19 protein-coding genes are annotated in these 17,153 nt (G+C 63.8%); 9 read left to right on the top strand and 10 right to left on the bottom strand.

Translation table 11 applies throughout. The annotated features are described in order from the left end of the window. Nucleotides 1–32: 32 nt before the first annotated feature. Nucleotides 33–773: an SDR family NAD(P)-dependent oxidoreductase gene (locus LDB05_RS11510; RefSeq protein WP_226004131.1), complete on the top strand. Its 741-nt coding sequence runs from the start codon at nucleotides 33–35 to the stop codon at nucleotides 771–773. Nucleotides 774–1,019: 246 nt separating this feature from the next. Here the strand turns inward: LDB05_RS11510 and LDB05_RS11515 are convergent, their stop codons facing one another. Then, nucleotides 1,020–1,361, bottom strand: a complete 342-nt coding sequence (locus tag LDB05_RS11515; protein WP_226004132.1) for a hypothetical protein — start codon at nucleotides 1,359–1,361, stop codon at nucleotides 1,020–1,022. 93 nt (nucleotides 1,362–1,454) lie between these two features. Between LDB05_RS11515 and LDB05_RS11520 the strand changes: the two genes are divergently transcribed. Together LDB05_RS11520 and LDB05_RS11525 are read left to right on the top strand one after the other, a co-directional pair. After that, nucleotides 1,455–1,769, top strand: coding sequence for a hypothetical protein (locus tag LDB05_RS11520; RefSeq protein WP_226004133.1), 315 nt, complete (start codon nucleotides 1,455–1,457; stop codon nucleotides 1,767–1,769). Nucleotides 1,770–1,883: 114 nt separating this feature from the next. After that, complete coding sequence (locus LDB05_RS11525) at nucleotides 1,884–2,351, top strand: phosphopantetheine adenylyltransferase (RefSeq protein ID WP_226004134.1); 468 nt, start codon at nucleotides 1,884–1,886, stop codon at nucleotides 2,349–2,351. A 71-nt stretch (nucleotides 2,352–2,422) separates the two neighbouring features. On the opposite strand, the gene LDB05_RS11530 is transcribed toward LDB05_RS11525, so the two are convergent. The 3 genes from LDB05_RS11530 to LDB05_RS11540 all read right to left on the bottom strand — a co-directional run bounded on the left by LDB05_RS11530 (nucleotide 2,423) and on the right by LDB05_RS11540 (nucleotide 5,257). Then, nucleotides 2,423–3,220, bottom strand: coding sequence for a ZIP family metal transporter (locus tag LDB05_RS11530; protein ID WP_226004135.1), 798 nt, complete (start codon nucleotides 3,218–3,220; stop codon nucleotides 2,423–2,425). Nucleotides 3,221–3,348: 128 nt separating this feature from the next. Next, nucleotides 3,349–4,599: a digeranylgeranylglycerophospholipid reductase gene (locus LDB05_RS11535; RefSeq protein WP_226004136.1), complete on the bottom strand. Its 1,251-nt coding sequence runs from the start codon at nucleotides 4,597–4,599 to the stop codon at nucleotides 3,349–3,351. Between the two features lie 241 nt (nucleotides 4,600–4,840). Further along, nucleotides 4,841–5,257: a universal stress protein gene (locus LDB05_RS11540; RefSeq protein WP_226004137.1), complete on the bottom strand. Its 417-nt coding sequence runs from the start codon at nucleotides 5,255–5,257 to the stop codon at nucleotides 4,841–4,843. A gap of 425 nt (nucleotides 5,258–5,682) precedes the next feature. Between LDB05_RS11540 and tnpA the strand changes: the two genes are divergently transcribed. Beyond that, a complete protein-coding gene (gene tnpA, locus LDB05_RS11545) occupies nucleotides 5,683–6,072 on the top strand; it encodes an IS200/IS605 family transposase (RefSeq protein ID WP_226004138.1) in 390 nt (129 codons plus the stop codon). Between the two features lie 2 nt (nucleotides 6,073–6,074). Beyond that, on the top strand, nucleotides 6,075–7,247 hold the full coding sequence (locus LDB05_RS11550) for an RNA-guided endonuclease InsQ/TnpB family protein (protein WP_226004139.1): 1,173 nt from the start codon (nucleotides 6,075–6,077) through the stop codon (nucleotides 7,245–7,247). Between the two features lie 12 nt (nucleotides 7,248–7,259). Here LDB05_RS11550 and LDB05_RS11555 read toward each other — a convergent pair whose 3' ends face one another. Continuing rightward, on the bottom strand, nucleotides 7,260–7,409 hold the full coding sequence (locus LDB05_RS11555) for a DUF7557 family protein (protein ID WP_226004140.1): 150 nt from the start codon (nucleotides 7,407–7,409) through the stop codon (nucleotides 7,260–7,262). Nucleotides 7,410–7,594: 185 nt separating this feature from the next. Between LDB05_RS11555 and LDB05_RS11560 the strand changes: the two genes are divergently transcribed. Continuing rightward, a complete protein-coding gene (locus tag LDB05_RS11560; protein ID WP_226004141.1) occupies nucleotides 7,595–7,834 on the top strand; it encodes a hypothetical protein in 240 nt (79 codons plus the stop codon). 6 nt (nucleotides 7,835–7,840) lie between these two features. On the opposite strand, the gene LDB05_RS11565 is transcribed toward LDB05_RS11560, so the two are convergent. Both LDB05_RS11565 and nirK read right to left on the bottom strand, forming a co-directional pair. Further along, a complete protein-coding gene (locus LDB05_RS11565; RefSeq protein ID WP_226004142.1) occupies nucleotides 7,841–8,617 on the bottom strand; it encodes a hypothetical protein in 777 nt (258 codons plus the stop codon). 269 nt (nucleotides 8,618–8,886) lie between these two features. Next, nucleotides 8,887–9,978 (bottom strand): copper-containing nitrite reductase, encoded by a 1,092-nt coding sequence (nirK, locus tag LDB05_RS11570; protein WP_425498562.1) that lies wholly within the window; start codon nucleotides 9,976–9,978, stop codon nucleotides 8,887–8,889. A 279-nt stretch (nucleotides 9,979–10,257) separates the two neighbouring features. On the opposite strand from nirK, the gene LDB05_RS11575 reads away from it, so the two are divergent. Further along, complete coding sequence (locus tag LDB05_RS11575; RefSeq protein ID WP_226004143.1) at nucleotides 10,258–11,364, top strand: aminotransferase class V-fold PLP-dependent enzyme; 1,107 nt, start codon at nucleotides 10,258–10,260, stop codon at nucleotides 11,362–11,364. 36 nt (nucleotides 11,365–11,400) lie between these two features. On the opposite strand, the gene LDB05_RS11580 is transcribed toward LDB05_RS11575, so the two are convergent. Together LDB05_RS11580 and LDB05_RS11585 are read right to left on the bottom strand one after the other, a co-directional pair. Continuing rightward, nucleotides 11,401–12,330, bottom strand: a complete 930-nt coding sequence (locus LDB05_RS11580) for a ferritin family protein (protein ID WP_226004144.1) — start codon at nucleotides 12,328–12,330, stop codon at nucleotides 11,401–11,403. Between the two features lie 113 nt (nucleotides 12,331–12,443). Beyond that, nucleotides 12,444–12,950, bottom strand: a complete 507-nt coding sequence (locus tag LDB05_RS11585; RefSeq protein ID WP_226004145.1) for a hypothetical protein — start codon at nucleotides 12,948–12,950, stop codon at nucleotides 12,444–12,446. Between the two features lie 258 nt (nucleotides 12,951–13,208). Between LDB05_RS11585 and LDB05_RS11590 the strand changes: the two genes are divergently transcribed. After that, entirely contained in the window at nucleotides 13,209–13,481 is a 273-nt protein-coding gene (locus tag LDB05_RS11590) for a HalOD1 output domain-containing protein (protein WP_226004146.1), read from the top strand. Between the two features lie 121 nt (nucleotides 13,482–13,602). On the opposite strand, the gene LDB05_RS11595 is transcribed toward LDB05_RS11590, so the two are convergent. Next, nucleotides 13,603–13,836, bottom strand: a complete 234-nt coding sequence (locus tag LDB05_RS11595) for a DUF7385 family protein (RefSeq protein WP_226004147.1) — start codon at nucleotides 13,834–13,836, stop codon at nucleotides 13,603–13,605. Between the two features lie 353 nt (nucleotides 13,837–14,189). On the opposite strand from LDB05_RS11595, the gene uvrA reads away from it, so the two are divergent. Beyond that, the gene (gene uvrA / locus LDB05_RS11600) at nucleotides 14,190–17,153 is read left to right on the top strand and encodes an excinuclease ABC subunit UvrA (RefSeq protein ID WP_226004148.1); all 2,964 of its coding nucleotides are present in this window, start codon (nucleotides 14,190–14,192) and stop codon (nucleotides 17,151–17,153) included.

Here is a 17,153-nt window from a genome sequence, read left to right on the forward strand (position 1 = left end):
GTTTTTTCCTCATAGTCGTCCAGAAGAGACGCATGGAGGAACCAGATCTCTCGGGTCGGACGGTGCTCGTCACGGGGAGTGCGAAGGGCGTCGGTCGCGAACTCCTGCTGGCGACGGCCGACTGCGGCGCGCGGACGGCGGTTCACTACCACACGAGCGCCGACGCCGCCCGCGACGTGGCCGAGGACGCCCGCGAGCGCGGTGCTGAAGCGACGATGACGGTACAGGGTGACGTCACCGACCCCGAGAGCGTCGACGGCCTCTTCGCGGCCATCGAAGCCGAACTCGGGTCAGTCGACGTCCTGGTCAACAACGTCGGCGACTTCGCGCCCGCCCACTGGACCGATATCGAGTTCGACACCTGGAATCGGGTCCTCGAGACCAACCTCAACGGGACGGCCCTCTGTTCGAAGCGGGCACTGCCGGCGATGCGGGAAACCGAATACGGCCGGATCGTGAATATCGGGTACGCCTCGAGCGAGCAGGGACTCGTGAGCCCGAAGAACTTCCCCTACTTCGTCGCGAAGGCGGGCGTGTTGATGTTCACGCGCATGCTCGCGGCGGATACGCAGGACGACGGGATTACCGTCAACGCGATCTCGCCGTACGTCGTCGAGAACTCCGACGAGTTCCCCGCGGAGTTGCCCCGGGGTCGGCCGGCGAGCTTCGACGACCTGATCGCGCCGCTGTATTTCTTCGTCGACCCGGACAGCGAGTACATCAGCGGCGAGAATATCGAGGTCGACGGCGGCTGGTTGCCCGAGCGAGTATAGGCGGCTCCGCTACGGTCTGCTGGCCGCGGCGCGACGCGCCGCGGGACGTTTTTGGTCCAGATTTTTGCAAGGAGCGGGTCCCGAGCGGTGCGCGACGCACCGCGAGGGGCCCCGACGCAGTAAAAAGGTGGGTGCAGAATATCGAGGTCGACGGCGGCTGGTTGCCCGAGCGGATGTAACGGGCCGCGGCCACGAGCTCTCAAGCCGCAGCGCGACGTAGATTTCCCCTATCGACTCCGCCAACTGCTACTCGTTGCCGACGTTGTTGAGCGCGCTGTTCAACTCGAAGAGTTCTCGAACGACGTTACTGTCTGCGACCCGGTACCGACGTGGAGACGTGTTCGGAACCTCCTCAATGAGTTCGACCTCGAGCAGAAGGTCGGTGTAGTTGCCGACAGTCTGGCGTGTGACGCCGGCGTGCTCTGCGAGTTCAGTTTTGTTGAACTCGCGGTTCGGCGGAAGATCGAGTAACGCATCGACGAGGATCGGGATGGCGTCGTGCTGCGTGAGGTAAAGCCATCCACTGGGGTGCTCCCTGCGGAGTTCCTTCTTCTCCTCGCGGTCAGCCGCGTGGTCTATGCTGCTCATACGGAGAATAACAAGCTGTGCGTGTATAAGTATTTCCACTACCGTTAACGACCATTAACAGTATTTATATGCGGTAAGATGCATCCTTCGATTATGGAGAAGCCGTCGGTGAAATGTTCCCTTCTGGCGACGATGGTAGCGAAACACAAGTGGGGCACACCGATCACGGAGGAAGCGCTCCTCGATCTTTCACCGATCAACGGCGACTACCCCACTGCGCGTGAAGTCTACGCCGACCTTCGCAGCGAGCCGTATATCACGTACCGCGGAAACCGCGGTATCGAACTCGACAAGAGCAACTTCGACAAACTCGCCGACGTCCTCTACTACGACTGTGGCTGGGAGGGTTGGGAGATCGGCAGTCGCCTGAAGCACTACGAAGGCCTCGAGAACCACGACTGGGCGTGATTACGAGTTTTTGCTCGATTCCCGACGACTGGTAGTACGTGGCACGTACGAAACGGAGTGCCGAGCACGGAATCGCACATCACTCTTAACAGGGTTCTCCCCTTCGAGTCGCGTATGCGAATCGCAGTCGCCGGCACGTTCGGGCCGCTCCACGACGGGCATCGCACCCTGGTCGAACACGCCCTTCGGTTCGGCGAGGACGGCGTCGTCGTCGCGCTGACGGCCGACGACCTGGCAGTCGAGACGCGACACGAGCCGCGCCCGATCCCGTCGCTCGAGGAGCGGATGCAGGCCGTGACGGACGCGATCACGGAGCTCGACGAGTGGGATCGCGACGTCGAACTCCGCACCCTCGAGACCGAGTACGGCATCGCGACCGACGAGCCGTCGATCGACGCGCTGGTCGTCTCCCCCGAGACGGCCCCCGAACTCGAGGCGGTCAACGACCGGCGGCGCGAACGGGGGTTCGAACCGTTGTCCGGGATCGTCGCCCCCTACGTCTACGCCGACGACGGCGAGCGAATCTCCTCGACGCGGATCGTGAAGGGAGAGATCGACGAGCACGGGCGGGTGCTCGAGTAGGGGTGCGAATCACCGCGGTCGCGGGCAGCCTCTCGATCGTGCGCAGCAGGGAAGTAAACCCTGAGGATCGCCTAGACGAACGTCAACGGCACCATAACGAGAATCCCGACGACGATACCGCCCGCGAGCTCGGGCTTGCCACCGTTCGGTAAGCGCTCACCGATATCCAGCGCCTCGGGGACGAACTCCGTGAGGACGAGGTAGATCATCGCGCCGGCGGCGAAGCCGAAGCCGTAGGGCAGGAACTCCCGTGCGTAGCGGACGAAGCCGAACGCGAGGACGGCCCCGATCGGCTGGGGCAGGCTCGAGAAGACGGCCCACCAGACCAGCTTCCAGTTGGCGACGTCCATCGAGCGCAGGGGAATCGAGATCGCGGTCCCCTCCGGAATGTTGTGGATCGAGATGGCGATCGTCATGAAGATCGCCAGCACCGGGACGGTAAAGCCGAGGAACTGGGTCCCGCCCTCGAGCCCGAGGTCCGCGAAGGAGACGCCGATCGCCACGCCCTCGGGGAAGCTGTGGACGGTCAGGATGCCGAGGATGAGGACGAGCTTCTTGAAATCGGCTGCTTCGTACTGTTGTGGATCGATGTCGGTGTCCATCAGCACGTCGTGAGCGACGACGACGAGCGCGACGCCGGCCGCCATGCCGATCGCGATCTCGAGGGCCGTCCCCTCGGCCAGCCCCTCGTCGATGAGACCGAAGGTCGACGCCGAAATCATGATTCCCGAGGAGAGGCCCCAGAGAATCACGTTTCGCCGGTCGCTGATCCCTTCGAAGAAGAAAAACGGGAGCGCGCCGATGCCCGTCGCCAGCGCCGTGACCAGGCCGGCGACGAACACTAAGAGGAGGTTCTCGAGGAGTGCCATCTATCGGAGGTGAGGACCGAGCGTATAAATCGACGGCGAAGGCGGCGTCAGTGCCCGTTTCTCACGGGGTTCGATTCGTCGGCGCAGAGTTCCCGGCCAGGGACTCGGTGCCGCGTTCACCGAGTGGATTATATCAGAGAGCCGAGATCGAGATCCAGCTGCTGTTTCGCGAGCCGGGCGACCAACGGCGCGTCTCCGAGCTCGAGCAGCTGCGTGATGGCCCGGACGTTGCCCTTGTTCGCCTCGGCCAGCGTGTCGTCGTCGAGCCGCTGGAGGTCCCGCATAAGCCTGTCGTAGCGGTCGTTCGGCGCGAGATAGAGGAGCTGCGTCATCAGCAGCCGCGTTTTCGCGTTTGGCGCGACGTCGCGGTGCCAGAGGGTGTCGTAGACCGCGAGGTTCTCGGCGGTCGGCTCGATGCCGTCGTGTTTGAGGACGCTATCGGCGGTAGCGGCAGCCGCGCGACCGGACTGCATGCACTTGTTGATCCCCTCGCCCCAGAGCGGGTCGAGGGTTGGCACGGTGTCGCCGATGGCCATGAACCGGTCGGTGTGGAGGTCGGTCGGCTCCTGAATGTGGGCCGAGCCGCGGTGCTGTTTGCCCTCGATCGGTTCGGCGTTCTGGAACCGCGGGTCCGTCTCGAGCCAGTGAGAGAGGTAGTCGTCGATGGTGAAATCGTCGCGGCTGTACCGGTCGTGGCTGCCGTTCTGGATGTAACAGAGGCCGACCTTGGCGGTGTCCTCGCCCGTGTGGAAGATCCAAGAGTAGCCGCCGGGAGCGATCTCGTGGTCCAGTCGCAACATCATGGCGTCGCGCAGGTCCGCGAAGCCGGGGCGATCGATGTCGATCCCCTCGAACTCGTACTCGATGCCGATGGCGTGGTTCTCGCGCTTGAGGTCGACGATGCCGAGTTTCTTCGCGATGGGTGCGCTCGGGCCCGTCGCGTCGATGACGATGTCGCCGTAGACCTCCTCGTCGCCGTTGTAGGTGACGCCGATGATCTCGCCGCTCTCCATGATCGGCGCGGTGACGCGAGCGTCGAACCGGTACTCGGCACCGTCGTCGCGGCCGTCTTTCACCAGATAGCGTTTGAAGTCCGCGAACTCCAGGACCGCGCCGGTCTGGTCGCGAACGAAGTGTTCGGTCGGCGACTCGAGGACGACGCTGTCGGTGTACTGCATCACGACATCGTCGGGGATGCCGAAGGCAGCCATCATGGAGTGGAACGTCCCCGCAGTGGACTTGTTACTCTGCCGTGGGAACTCGTCCTCGGCCTCGGTCTCGAGGACGACGACGTCGTACCCCCTGGCGGCGAGATCGCGGGCACACTGTGCGCCGGCGGGACCGGCGCCGGCGATGACTACGTCGTAGCGGTCGTTCATGTAATCGAGACTGTGGTGGACCTTAATTAGTTTGTCCAGTTACGTTCGAGCGGACGGGCCGGAGCGTATTGAATTCCGGGCCGGAACGGACGAGACTTCGTATCGCATTCAGACGGTCGGTACTGCCTGAAATTCGTCTTCGAGACAGGAATACCGGAACGGACGTACCCGTCCGTCCCCTCGCCGTGTTCGGCGGCCCCGGCAAACTCGAGACTATCGAGAAGGCGGTTCGAACCGGCCGCTACCGAACGATCGTCACCGGAACGGGAGCGTGCCGAGCGATCCGCTCCGCGACGCTGCCGAGCAACACCCTCGAGAACCCCGTCCGACCGTGGCTCCCGACGACGATCCGATCGACGTCGTTGCTCGCGGCGTAGTCGACGATCGCATCGGACGGCTGGCCGACGATCGTCTCCGTCTCGAATTCACAGCCGTATGCCGCCCCGCGATCTTCGGCCGCCGCGAGCAGTTCCTCGGCTGTCTCCCGCTGGCGCTCGAGCAACACATCCGGTCCGAGATGTGCCACCTCACCGTAGCTGCTGTTGGTCGGATCGACGGCGTGGACGACCGCGACCTCGTCGTCGGGATGCTCTGTACACGCGAACTCGAACGCCGCCCACCCCGGCTCCGAGTCGTCGAGCGCGACCAGCAAGTGCATACCGACCGGTACGGTGAGCTACTACTTGAGTGTCATCCTCTATCACAGTTTTCGACTGCAGTCGTCTCGGGATCGCACGCGACAGTCGATCACGGACGTTGCCCTTTCGTTTTCCGTGAACATGGCCGTAACCGACGCCGCACTTTCCGGGAGGTGACCGAGACCGTGTCGACTCTCGTATTCGCAACCGCTCAATCGCCTCCGCGGACGCGAGCCCGCGGGTGCCGTTCGTTCCCTCGTACGCCTCAAGAGTGACCGGAAAGAAGGGATGCGAGCCCCATCCGCGCTACACAGAATCGAGGAGAAAGCCCACGACTTCAGCCGTGGGATGAATCCGACCACACACGACACAACCCATCCTCGATAGCCGACCGAGGGTTGATGAAATCAATACACCTAATATAGACTGTCTTTTATCTAACAGTATGCCACGGGGGTATAGTCAAGAGCGGACGTCGGTTCACAACCTCCACTACCACTTCGTGTGGTGTCCGAAGTACCGTAAACCGGTGCTGACGGACGAGGTTGCCGACCGCCTCAAACAACTCATCGAGGAGAAAGCCGACGAACTCGGCCTCGACATCCTCCGACTGGCAATCCAGCCCGACCACGTTCACCTGTTCATCACGGGCAACCCGAAACTCGCCCCGAACAAAATCGTTCAACAGGTCAAGGGCTACACCTCGCGGAACCTCCGTGAGGAGTTCGACTTCGGCCTCCCCTCGCTGTGGACACGCTCGTACTTCGTCTCCTCAGCAGGCGAAGTGTCGAGTCAGACCATCGAGGAGTACATCGAAGCACAGACCGGACAATAATAATGCGTCGAGGAGTCACTACCACAGTACGTGTCAAACTCCACTCGCTCACCGAGCGGAAAGCCCGCCTCATCGAACGCGAGTACGGCGCGTTCCAAGATGCCGTTCACGGTGACGACGATGCAAACCTCTACTCCGCCACCAAGCAACAGGCGGGCAAAGTCTGGTCGAACAAGAATCCGCGAGCGGACACCGAACAACCCGTCGTCCTCCGCAACGACTGTATCACCATCGAACACGACGAGGATACCGTTCTCTCGTCATGGTGGTTCAAACTCCCACTCTACAATCCTGAACGAGGCCGAGGAGATAGCATCTGGGTACCCGTCCACGTCCCCGAGAAGGACGCACACCTGCTCACCGACGAGTGCATCCGCGACTCAGAACTCGTTCACCGGGACGGCGAGTGGTACGTCCACCTCGTCTGCAAGCGGTCTGTGGCCGTCGCAGACGAGTACGATGATGTTCTCGCCGTCGATATGGGCGCGAAGTGGATCGCCGTCAGCACGTTCCTCTCCGACCGAGACACACAGTTCCACGGCGCAGAAGTCCGGCGCGTCCGCGAACACTACAAGCAACTCCGCAAGAGTATCGGGAAGGCGAAGGTTCGTTCAGGAGCGCAGGTCATCGAGCGTCTCGGTGACAGGGAATCACGGACGGTTGAACACGAGTTGCATCAGGTAGCGAATGAACTCGTCGCTCGCGCCCGAGAACGCAACGCAGTCATCGTGTTCGGTGATATGACCGGGTTGCGCTTCGACAACGACAAGGGACGATACGTGAACGACAAGACCCACAAGATGCCGTATGCGAAGATGGCGAACATCCTCACGTACAAGGCCCACCTCGACGGGCGAGAGTGCGTTCCGGTCAAGGAGTACGACACCTCGCGGACGTGCTGGCGGTGCGGGTCACAGAACATAAGTCGTGAGGTGCAGGGGCGTGTCGAGTGTCACGACTGTGGGCTGGACGACAACGGCGACAAGAATGGCGCGACGAACATCGGTAAACGAGCCATCGGTAAGGACATCACGAGCCCGCTATCGACGGTGGGGGCTGCTGTGGCTCAGCCCGAAACGCAGGTCGTACTCAAGGGAACCAGCGGTGAGATGGAATCTGCGAACTCCCCAGACGACGTGGGCCTAACCCTCTGTGAGGGAAGCCCACGACTTTAGTCGTGGGAGAAGTCACTCGGAGTAGCCTTCCTGGAGGAACGCCCCTTCGGTTTCGTACATCGAGACCAGTTCCTCGACGAGTTCCTCGGGCGATTGGCCCTCCTCGCAGTGGCTGTCGAGTCGGTCCATCAGGTCGTCGCTGATTTCGAGTGTCTGTGTCATGGGTGAACCTCGGAGCGCGATCGGTACGCGTCGGCTGTATCGTCGGGAGCCAGCGCCAAATAGTCACGGGACGAGTGTGCAGCCACGATCGATCGGTAACTGGGTTGCAGCGACGGGACCCGATCCGACGGGACCGGCACGAGACGGCCGTTCGCTTACCCCGCCCGTCGTCGTAGGGATCGTCGATGACAGCGCCACTGACCGACGACGACGTCGGCAAGACGGTCGTCGACGCCGCAGGGAAGGAACTCGGTATCGTCGCGAACGTCGACGGCAGAACGGCCCACGTCGATCCGAACCCCAGTATGACCGAACAGGTACTCGCGTCCGTCGGCTGGGAGGGCGAAGACGAGGAGGACTACGTCGTCACCGAAGACATGCTCGAGCGGGTCGACACCGAGGTCGTCCTGCGGGGCGAGCTCTGAATCGACTCAATCCAGCGACTGTTCTCGCCAGGTCGTCCAGTCGTAGAGCCGCTCGAGTTCGCCGCCCTGCTGGCGGATCGCCACGGCGGTGTTGAACAGGAAGGCGGCCACGAGCGTCGTTCCGACGAGCCAGGCGGCGTCGGCCAGCGCACCGTAGCCGGCCGCGTAGCTCGTCACCAGATCGACGAAGATGACTGCGGTGACGCAGACGATCGCCGGTAGCAGGTGTCGGGTCAGCGCGGCGAACGTCGTCCCTTCGTGGACGCGGACGGCGCGAACGCCGTAGAGCACCGCCCACGCGGAGGTGACGACCCAGCCGACCGCGACTACCAACCTGGTCGAGGAGGTCTCGACCAGGAAGGTCCCCCACCAGGCGGCGACGAAGCCGGCGATGACGACGTAGTCGGCCCACGCGGGCAACAGCCGAGACCGATTCCCCCCGGCCGGCTGATCGTGGTACATCGCGCGAATCGCCAGCGCGAGGAAGAGAATGAAAAAGAGGACCGCGCCGTCGACAAACCGGCGGATCCAGTCGGGCTCGAGCAGCAACGAGCCGACGCCGGCGACGGCGTAGACGATAGCCGCACCGATCCCGATCAGGAGATACCACTGCTCGGTCCCCGCGTCGACGGCGAGCACCTCGCGAACGTAGATCCGCGCGTAGTAGAGCAACACGACCGCCGCGATGCCCATCGCGAGATACGCGAACAGCCGCCCGATCGCGACCGTCGTGGCCGGATCACTGGCATCGAACGTAATCGACGAAATCGGTGCGAACACCATCGGGTGACACTGGCGGCCGAACTGGTAAAAATATACACCCCTGTTACTGTCGGTCGGGAAGGACTCGAGCGAGGCCGTTCGGTCGCCGCCGAGCGATACCGGCGGTTGGTGCGAGTTGCTCGCTTGCGAAGACGACGGTCCCCAGAAACAGCCGGTCTCGAGGGGGTACGGTGGCGAGACGAAACGCGTCGATTCGAGTCGCTCGACGGAAGTGAGAACGGGAAAGAGTGAGAACTGGAAACGGCGAATCAGGGGCGGGCCGATCCCGCTCACGGATCCTCGTCGTAGAGGTCTTCGGTCGGTTCGCCCTCGACGTTGACGACGCCGAGTGCGCCCCGGCGGGCGGCGCGCGTCAGCGCGTGGTCGACGATCTTGACCGGGCCGGGGACGGGGAACTCCATTTCGGCCGCGGTGGTCGTCCCGGGGGCGACGGGCGCGGTCTCGATGTTCAGGTCGGGTTCGCTCAGGAGGTCGCCGTCGCGGTAGTAGCGGCTCCAGACGTTCCCGATGGGGTGGAGCGAGCTCAGCAGGTTCGGCCCGCCGTTGGCGAAGTACACCCGCGCAGTTTCGCCGGTGTTGGCCTGCATCGGCTGGCCGCCGTCGGGGGCGAAGCCGTAGGCCTGGCCGTTGAACACGACGTAGGTCGGCGATTCCTCGAGCATGGCGTCGAAGTCGAAGCTGTGGTGGCCCTTTTCACCGACGTCGCCGTCGGTGTAGATCTCGTGCTGGCCGAGGTAGTACTCGTGGTCGACCTCGGGGAGGCCCTCTTCGGGCTCGACGAGGATCGAACCGAACATGCCGCTGCTGATGTGCTGGTCCATGTTCGGGATCGCACAGTGGTAGATGAACACCCCCGCGTAGTCGGCCGTGAAGCTGATCTGGGTCGGGTCGTCGCCGGGCGCGATCGTGGTCGCGTCGGCCCCGCCGCCGGGCCCGTAGACCGCGTGGAAGTCCATGTTGTGCGCCGCCTCGTTCAGATCTTCCGGGACATCGAACGTGAGGTTCACCCGATCGCCGCGGCGCACGCGGACCATCGGGCCGGGAACCTGCCCCTCGAAGGTCATGTACTCGAACGTGACCCCGGGTTCGATCTCGGCCGTCTGCCGAACCGTCTCGATCGTGATGTCGTGTTCGCGCGGCTCGTCCCAGTCGACCGGCGCGGGAATATCGGTCGGGTCCCGCGCGATCCGATCGACGTCGACGTCTTTCGCCGCCGGCAGCCCCTCGTCCTCAGCCGCCGACTGGTCGGCTTCCTCGCTGTTCCCCTGCGTGTCGCCACCGAGACAACCGGCCACCGCCAGCGCGCCGGTCGCCCCGATCGCCTGCATCGCCCGTCGTCGGGTGAGGTTGGATTGGGTCATTGGTCTTCTCCTCACTCGGTGGTACGGGGAACATACGTTCAGGCGTGTCGACGATTCCCGGATAGTGGTAAGCGAGCTGATCATTCCCCATATATCGTGGGTGTTTAAATATTGTGTCGAATACTGCACTTTTTCGGCCGAAATAGCGGCTCTGAGACGGATCGATGCGAGGGCGAAAGCGCCGACTGATATCGAATTCTCGAGTTCCCGATACGAGAGCAACCGCTCGATAATTGGGCAACCGCCAGAACGAACACGGGACCGAACGAACGACTGCGCATGGAACCGAGCGAACTCCGAGAGACGATACCGGCCCTCGAGTCCGGCGTCTACTGTAACTGGGGCGCCGGCGGGCCGAGTCCGCGTCGGGTCGTCGAGGCGGCGGAATCGACGCTCGAGCACCACGCGTACGAGTCCCCCACGGCGGAGGGGATGTATCCCGCAGCGTTCGACGTCTACGACGAGACGCGGGAAGCCGTCGCCGACCTGCTCGGGGCCGCGCCGAGCGAGATCGCGCTGACACAGAGCACGACCGACGGGATCAACCGGGTCGCGGGCGCGTTCGACTGGGACGAGGACGACGTCGTCCTCCGGACCGACCTCGAGCACTCCGCGGGCATCCTGCCCTGGCAGCGACTCGAGCGCGAGCACGGCGTCGAGGTGCGAGTCCTCGAGACCGAGGGCGGGCGGCTCGATCTCGCAGACGTGAAAGCCGCGGCAGACGCTGCGACCCTGTTCTGCGTGAGTTCGCTCACCTGGACGCACGGGACGCGACTGCCGATCGCGGACGTCGTCGAGATCGCCCACGATGCCGGGGCAGCAGTGCTCGTCGACGCCGTACAAGCGCCCGGCCAGGTGCCGGTCGACGTCCACGAGTGGAGTGCCGATTTCGTCGTCGGAGCGGGCCACAAGTGGCTGCTCGGCCCATTCGGTAGCGGGTTCCTGTACGTCCGCGACGGCGTCGAAGCGGACCTCGTCCCCGCCGCGATCGGCTACCGGAGCGTGGAAGACGAAAACGCCAGCGACTACCGCTACGCGGCCGGCGCGCGGCGGTTCGAGGTCGCTACCGCGAGCCCCGCCCCCTACGCAGGGCTGACGGAGGCGATCGGCGTGCTCGAAGAGATCGGGATCGACGCGATTCGACGGCGAATAGAGGCCCTCACCGACCGGCTCAAAGACGGGATTTCGGACGAGCGACTGTTGAGTCCGCGGGGGTACGAGTCCGGGCTGGTGACGATCGCCGCCGACGACCCCGAGGAGACCGTTGAGCGACTCGCCGAGCAGGGGATCGTCGTTCGGCCGCTGCCGACACCGGACGCGGTCCGCGCGTCGATCCACGCGTTCAACGACCGGCACGACGTGGACGCGCTGCTCGAGGCGCTGTAGCGGCTTCGAAAGCGAACTCCGGCCGGATCGGACGCGTCAGTCGGCGGCCATCCGCTCCTCGAGGGTCGCCCTGACGTCACCGTACCGTTCGAACCGGTCGGCACCGATGTAGTCGACGGTGTCCTGCAAGTACTGCGTGATCTGTTTGGCGATCGGTTTCCGCTCGTAGCCGTCGAACGGCTGGTCGTCGAAGGGCGGATCCGCCAGCAGTCGGTTCTCGACGTACTCCTCGATGCGCGGTTCGTAGACGTCCGCGACGATGTCGGGTTCGGCCTCGGCCAGTTGCTGCAGGATCCAGCGGCCGTTCTCGATGTGGCGCGTCTCGTCCTGACGTACGTTGCCGATCGCCGCCTGGAACGACTCGAGAACGACGTCCCGTCCCATCTCCTCGGCTTTCAGTTCGATCATCTGGTCGAAGCTGAGGTAGCCGCCGCGGGCGAGCTGGGCCTCGACGATGCCCATGTAGTTGAGGTAGGCCTCACCCAGCGCGTAGACGAGTTCGGTCCGGTCGCCGCCGTCGATCGCGGCCATGAGGTCGTCCGCGGTATCGTAGAGGTCGTCCGTGCTGTACCCCTGCTCCTGATAGCCACCTTCGCGGTACGGGGCCGTGTCCTGGGTACCGAAGACCTCCTCGAAGTACCGGCTGAAGAAGTCGGTGTGCTTGGCCTCCTCGTAGACCTGCTGGGCCAGGTACATCTCCTCCTGGACCGTGTCGAACGGCATCTCCTCGTTCGGCAGGGCGTCCAGCGCCATCATGTACGGTGCGAGCGTTCGCGTGACGTCTTCCTCACCGTCGTAAAACCCCGAACACGTCACGAGGAACCGCTGTTGTTCGGCCTCGGAGAACTGCGCCCAGTCCTCCCGGTCACCCTCGAGGTCGTAGTCGTCCGGGTCCCACGTTCCCTCTCGCTTGCCCTTTCGGTAGAGCTCGTAGGACTTCTCGCGGTTGCCGTAGTCGATCGCCATGTGTTAGCCCGACAACACTCTCCACAATGAAGGTTCGGGTGAGTATCACTAGCGAGGCGAGCGACGACCGACCCGTCGGCCACAGCTCTCCGTTTCCCGTCCGATCGGTTCCGTTATTCCGCCCCGGAATCGGCCGACTCGGCCGCCATCTCGACCATCGTCCGGCGTTCGTCGTCGAAGTACGCCGGGGCGTCGGCGTCGGCCTCGAACTCGACGACGCGGGTCAGCGCCTCCGCTTCGTCGGCCACGTCCGACGCGAGCTCCTCGGCGAGCTCGGTGTAGTCGGCCGCCAGGTCCTGAAAAGCCTGCATCCGCGCCTGTTTGGCCTCCACGAGCAGCTGTTTCTCCTCGAGTTCCTCCTGCAGTTCCTCGATCGCTGCGACGTCGATCTCGCTCGCGTCGGGGACGTCCGCGGTCGACGGCGTTTCGGTCCCGGGGACGTCCTCCGGGAGCGTCTCGAGGCGCGATCGGATCTCGGCCATCTCCTGGTCGATCTCGTCGAGGAGTTCGTCGGCCTCCTCGCCCATCGTCTCGACGCTCCCCGAGAGCAGTCCCGCCTGCGTGCGGCAGTATTCGACGACGTCGTCGACCGCGAGTGTTTCCGCGGCGTCCTCGCTCATGGATGTCCTTGGGACTGCCGGCCGAAGTCACTTTGGTCCGATTACGGAGATCGGGGTCGCGCAGGCGGTCTCGATCCGACGGTCGTCTCGCCCAGTACAGCGAAAGCAAGTATCGAGGAAGCCGTCGATCTATCCGATACCGCGGAGCCATTCGGTGGAATACAGCGCTCGAGTCTATGCCTGACGCCATATTACGGACGGTCATTCACTATTTCGTACACCAGTCACTATACCGGTGGTTCGTGATAGGGTGATACTGTGTCAGATCACACCGAGCGGAAAATCGTTCATCGAGAACTGGACACGGCCGCCGAAAATCCAATTATATCCCTGATAAACGCTATCGCTGATATCGAGGATACGGACACGACCGAGTTACCGACGATGTACGATTGCGTGGACGGCATGCTCGATGAACTCTTTTCTAACCCACCTGCTCCGGAATCACAGATGGTGGTCGAATTCAGCTACGAAACGTATCGGATCACGGTCGAACAAGACGGTACCGCGAAGTTCGTGAAGACGGAGTGACCCCTCGTCTCGAGAGTAGACGGCACAGGGACCGCCCGTATCGCTCGGCACGTACGGGAATCGGATAGCCGTGTTCACCGTTCCGATAGTCGAGTGAAAGCGACTCGACGGTGCCGGGGCGTCACTTCTTGTGCGTGAAGATAACCGCTTGACCGTCCGCCGACCCCACGCACAGGTCCAGTTGTTTCGAGAGGTTGAGACTCGTCGGGTTCTCCTTGCACACGATGAGGTCGTCGAACCGCGCGTCACAGGCCGGGCAGGACACTGCGACCGTGTTCTGGTAGCTCTTGATCGCCTGATTTTCCTCACGGAGCGTCAACGATGCCACGAGTTCCTCGAGGTCGATGTCGTCCATACGCACCCTTCTGACCCGATACCTATAAAAACAGGCGACGGTAGCGACCCCATCGGTGGTGCGGTCGGCTGCTGATCGCTTCTCCGAGCCACGCGAACGATAGGAGACAGCTACGGAACAGCCAGTGATTCGACGCTGTGTGAGTGTTTCCCGGATGTGTAATTCGGTACGGATTCGAGCGAAGCCCGCGCTCGAGCCATCGACGACTCCCCGGACGCGGTCCGACGAAGGTTGTCAACGGGTACCACGCCATTGGCCTTTCAGACTCGTTAAGTCCTTCCGGCCACTGACTCAGATACAATGAATCCGAAAGCGTATCGACAGGAGAGACAGTCCCTATCCCCGATCGAACGATGAGCAAGGACTACATCGAAGTCCGCGGTGCGGAGGAGCACAACCTCAAGGACATCGACGTCACGATCCCGCGAGAGGCGTTTACCGTCGTGACCGGCCTCTCGGGCTCGGGGAAGTCCTCCCTGGCGTTCGAGACGGTCTACGCCGAAGGCCAGCGCCGCTACATCGAGAGCCTCTCCGCGTACGCACGGAACTTCCTGGGCCAGATGGACAAGCCCCAGGTCGAGACCGTCGAGGGACTCTCGCCGGCGATCTCGATCGACCAGAAGAACGCCGCGAACAACCCGCGGTCGACCGTCGGGACGGTCACCGAACTGCACGACTATCTGCGACTTCTCTACGCCCGCGTCGGCACACCTCACTGTCCCGACTGCGGCCGCGAAGTCGGCGAGCAGAGTGCACAGAACATGGTCGAACGGATCCTCGAGCTCCCGGAGGGAACCAAGGCCAAACTCGCGGCACCCGTGGTCCGCGACCAGAAGGGTGCCTTCGAGGACCTCTTCGAAGAACTCGTCTCGGAGGGCTACGCTCGCGTCGAGATCGACGGCGAGGAGTACGACCTCACGATGGACGATCCCGACCTCGACGAGAACTTCGACCACACCGTCGACGTGATCGTCGACCGCGTGAAGGTCAGCGCGGAGGACCGGCCCCGCATCATCGACAGCGTCGAGACGGCGCTCGACGAGGCCGAGGGCGTCCTGAAGGTCATCCTGCCGGACGCCTCCGAGGAAGTCGCCGCGGGCCTCGGCGAGGAAGCCCGCCGGACCGGCGCGCTGGGCGAGGAGACCGAGGAGAACGACCGGTTCGTCGTCGAGTTCTCGAAGGATCTCGCCTGCACGCACTGCGGAATCGACATCCCCGAGATCGAGACCCGCTCCTTTTCGTTCAACTCGCCCCACGGTGCCTGTCCCGAGTGTGAGGGGCTGGGCGAGACCAAGGAGGTCGACGAGGCCCTCGTCCTGCAGGACGAGTCGAAGCCGCTCAAACACGTCTTCGAACCCTGGAGCTACAACCGCTCGTACTACCAGACCCGGCTGGACGCCGTCGCGGAACACTTCGGCGTCTCGCTGTCGACCCCCTTCGAGGAGCTCGACGAGGACGTCCAGCAGGCGTTCCTCTACGGCACCGACGGCGAAGTGGTGTTCAAGCGAAGCACCAAGAACGGCACTCGCCGGAAACAGAAGCGCTTCGAGGGGGTCATTCCGAACCTCGAGCGCCGCTACATCGAGACCGACTCCGACTCGACCCGCGAACACATCGAGGACTACATGTCGGTCACGGAGTGTCCGGCCTGTGACGGGACCCGCCTGAAACCCGCCAGTCGCGCGGTACTGGTCGACGACAGTTCGATCACCGAGATCAACGCGATGAGCATCGGCGACGCCCGCGATCACTTCGAATCGATGGAGGCCGACCTCACCGAGCGCGAGAAGGTCATCGCCGAGGAGATCCTCAAGGAGATCCGTGCCCGGCTCGGCTTCATGTGCGAGGTGGGCCTCGACTACATCACGCTCGACCGCGAGGCCTCGACGCTCTCCGGGGGCGAGAGCCAGCGCATCCGACTCGCCACGCAGATCGGCTCCGGACTCGTCGGCGTCCTCTACGTGCTCGACGAGCCCTCGATCGGCCTCCACCAGCGGGACAACGACCGGCTGCTGGACACCTTAGAGGAACTCCGCGATTTGGGCAACACGCTGCTCGTCGTCGAACACGACGAGGAGACGATGCGCCGCGCGGACAACGTCATCGACATGGGGCCAGGTCCCGGCAAGCGCGGCGGCGAGGTCGTCGCCAACGGCTCCGTCGAGGAGGTCATGGACACCGAGGGGTCCGTCACCGGCGACTACCTCTCGGGCCAGCGCCAGATTCCGGTACCAGACGAGCGGCGCGATCCAGAGGGCGCGCTGACGATCCGCGGGGCGCGCCAGCACAACCTGAAAGATCTGGACGTCGACATCCCGATCGGCTGTTTCACCGCCATCACGGGCGTCTCCGGCTCCGGGAAGTCCACCCTCATGCACGAGGTGTTCTACAAGGGCCTCGCTCGCCAGATGAACGACAACACGAGCGTGATCCCGGGCGACCACGATGCCCTCGAGGGACTCGACCAGATCGAGACCGTTCGACTGATCGACCAGTCGCCGATCGGCCGGACGCCCCGGTCGAACCCCGCGACGTACACTAACGTCTTCGACTACATCCGTGAGCTGTTCGCGTCGACGAAGCTCGCGAAACAGCGCGGCTACGAGAAGGGGCGGTTCTCCTTCAACGTCAAGGGCGGCCGCTGCGAGGAGTGCGGCGGCCAGGGCACCGTCAAGATCGAGATGAACTTCCTGAGCGACGTGTACGTCCCCTGCGAGGAGTGCGACGGCGCGCGCTACAACGACGCCACGCTCGACGTTACCTACAAGGGCAAGACCATCGCCGACGTCCTCGAGATGTCCGTCGAGGAGGCCTACGACTTCTTCGAGTCCTCGAGCCAGATCCGCCGGCGACTCGAGTTGCTGAAAGACGTCGGCCTCGACTACATGAAGCTCGGCCAGCCCTCGACGACGCTCTCGGGCGGGGAGGCCCAGCGGGTCAAGCTCGCCGAGGAACTGGGCAAGAAAGACTCCGGCGAGACGCTGTACCTGCTCGACGAACCGACGACTGGCCTGCACAGCGAAGACGAGCGCAAGCTCATCGACGTCCTCCACCGGCTGACCGACAACGGCAACACCGTCGCCGTCATCGAACACGAGCTCGACCTCGTGAAGAACGCCGACCACATCATCGACCTCGGCCCCGAAGGCGGCGAGAACGGCGGCGAAATCGTCGCGACGGGCACCCCCGAAGACGTCGCCCGGCTCGAGGACTCACACACCGGACGCTACCTTCGGGATCTGTTGCCGAAGATCGACCTCGAGGGGCCACGCGGCGAGCGGGTCGAGCCCGTGACGGCACCGATGGACGACGACTGA

Source organism: Natrinema salinisoli, from assembly GCF_020405205.1.
Lineage (GTDB): Archaea > Halobacteriota > Halobacteria > Halobacteriales > Natrialbaceae > Natrinema > Natrinema salinisoli.

Coding starts and splice junctions, on each gene's coding strand:
- LDB05_RS11555 (WP_226004140.1), bottom strand. CDS start 7,409: ATGACACAGACACTCGAAATCAGCGACGACCTGATGGACCGACTCGAC.
- LDB05_RS11540 (WP_226004137.1), bottom strand. CDS start 5,257: ATGCACTTGCTGGTCGCGCTCGACGACTCGGAGCCGGGGTGGGCGGCG.
- LDB05_RS11585 (WP_226004145.1), bottom strand. CDS start 12,950: ATGAGCGAGGACGCCGCGGAAACACTCGCGGTCGACGACGTCGTCGAA.
- LDB05_RS11595 (WP_226004147.1), bottom strand. CDS start 13,836: ATGGACGACATCGACCTCGAGGAACTCGTGGCATCGTTGACGCTCCGT.
- LDB05_RS11535 (WP_226004136.1), bottom strand. CDS start 4,599: ATGAACGACCGCTACGACGTAGTCATCGCCGGCGCCGGTCCCGCCGGC.
- tnpA (WP_226004138.1), top strand. CDS start 5,683: ATGCCACGGGGGTATAGTCAAGAGCGGACGTCGGTTCACAACCTCCAC.
- LDB05_RS11525 (WP_226004134.1), top strand. CDS start 1,884: ATGCGAATCGCAGTCGCCGGCACGTTCGGGCCGCTCCACGACGGGCAT.
- LDB05_RS11550 (WP_226004139.1), top strand. CDS start 6,075: ATGCGTCGAGGAGTCACTACCACAGTACGTGTCAAACTCCACTCGCTC.
- LDB05_RS11565 (WP_226004142.1), bottom strand. CDS start 8,617: ATGGTGTTCGCACCGATTTCGTCGATTACGTTCGATGCCAGTGATCCG.
- LDB05_RS11580 (WP_226004144.1), bottom strand. CDS start 12,330: ATGGCGATCGACTACGGCAACCGCGAGAAGTCCTACGAGCTCTACCGA.
- LDB05_RS11560 (WP_226004141.1), top strand. CDS start 7,595: ATGACAGCGCCACTGACCGACGACGACGTCGGCAAGACGGTCGTCGAC.
- LDB05_RS11530 (WP_226004135.1), bottom strand. CDS start 3,220: ATGGCACTCCTCGAGAACCTCCTCTTAGTGTTCGTCGCCGGCCTGGTC.
- LDB05_RS11510 (WP_226004131.1), top strand. CDS start 33: ATGGAGGAACCAGATCTCTCGGGTCGGACGGTGCTCGTCACGGGGAGT.
- LDB05_RS11520 (WP_226004133.1), top strand. CDS start 1,455: ATGGAGAAGCCGTCGGTGAAATGTTCCCTTCTGGCGACGATGGTAGCG.
- LDB05_RS11515 (WP_226004132.1), bottom strand. CDS start 1,361: ATGAGCAGCATAGACCACGCGGCTGACCGCGAGGAGAAGAAGGAACTC.
- LDB05_RS11575 (WP_226004143.1), top strand. CDS start 10,258: ATGGAACCGAGCGAACTCCGAGAGACGATACCGGCCCTCGAGTCCGGC.
- uvrA (WP_226004148.1), top strand. CDS start 14,190: ATGAGCAAGGACTACATCGAAGTCCGCGGTGCGGAGGAGCACAACCTC.
- nirK (WP_425498562.1), bottom strand. CDS start 9,978: ATGACCCAATCCAACCTCACCCGACGACGGGCGATGCAGGCGATCGGG.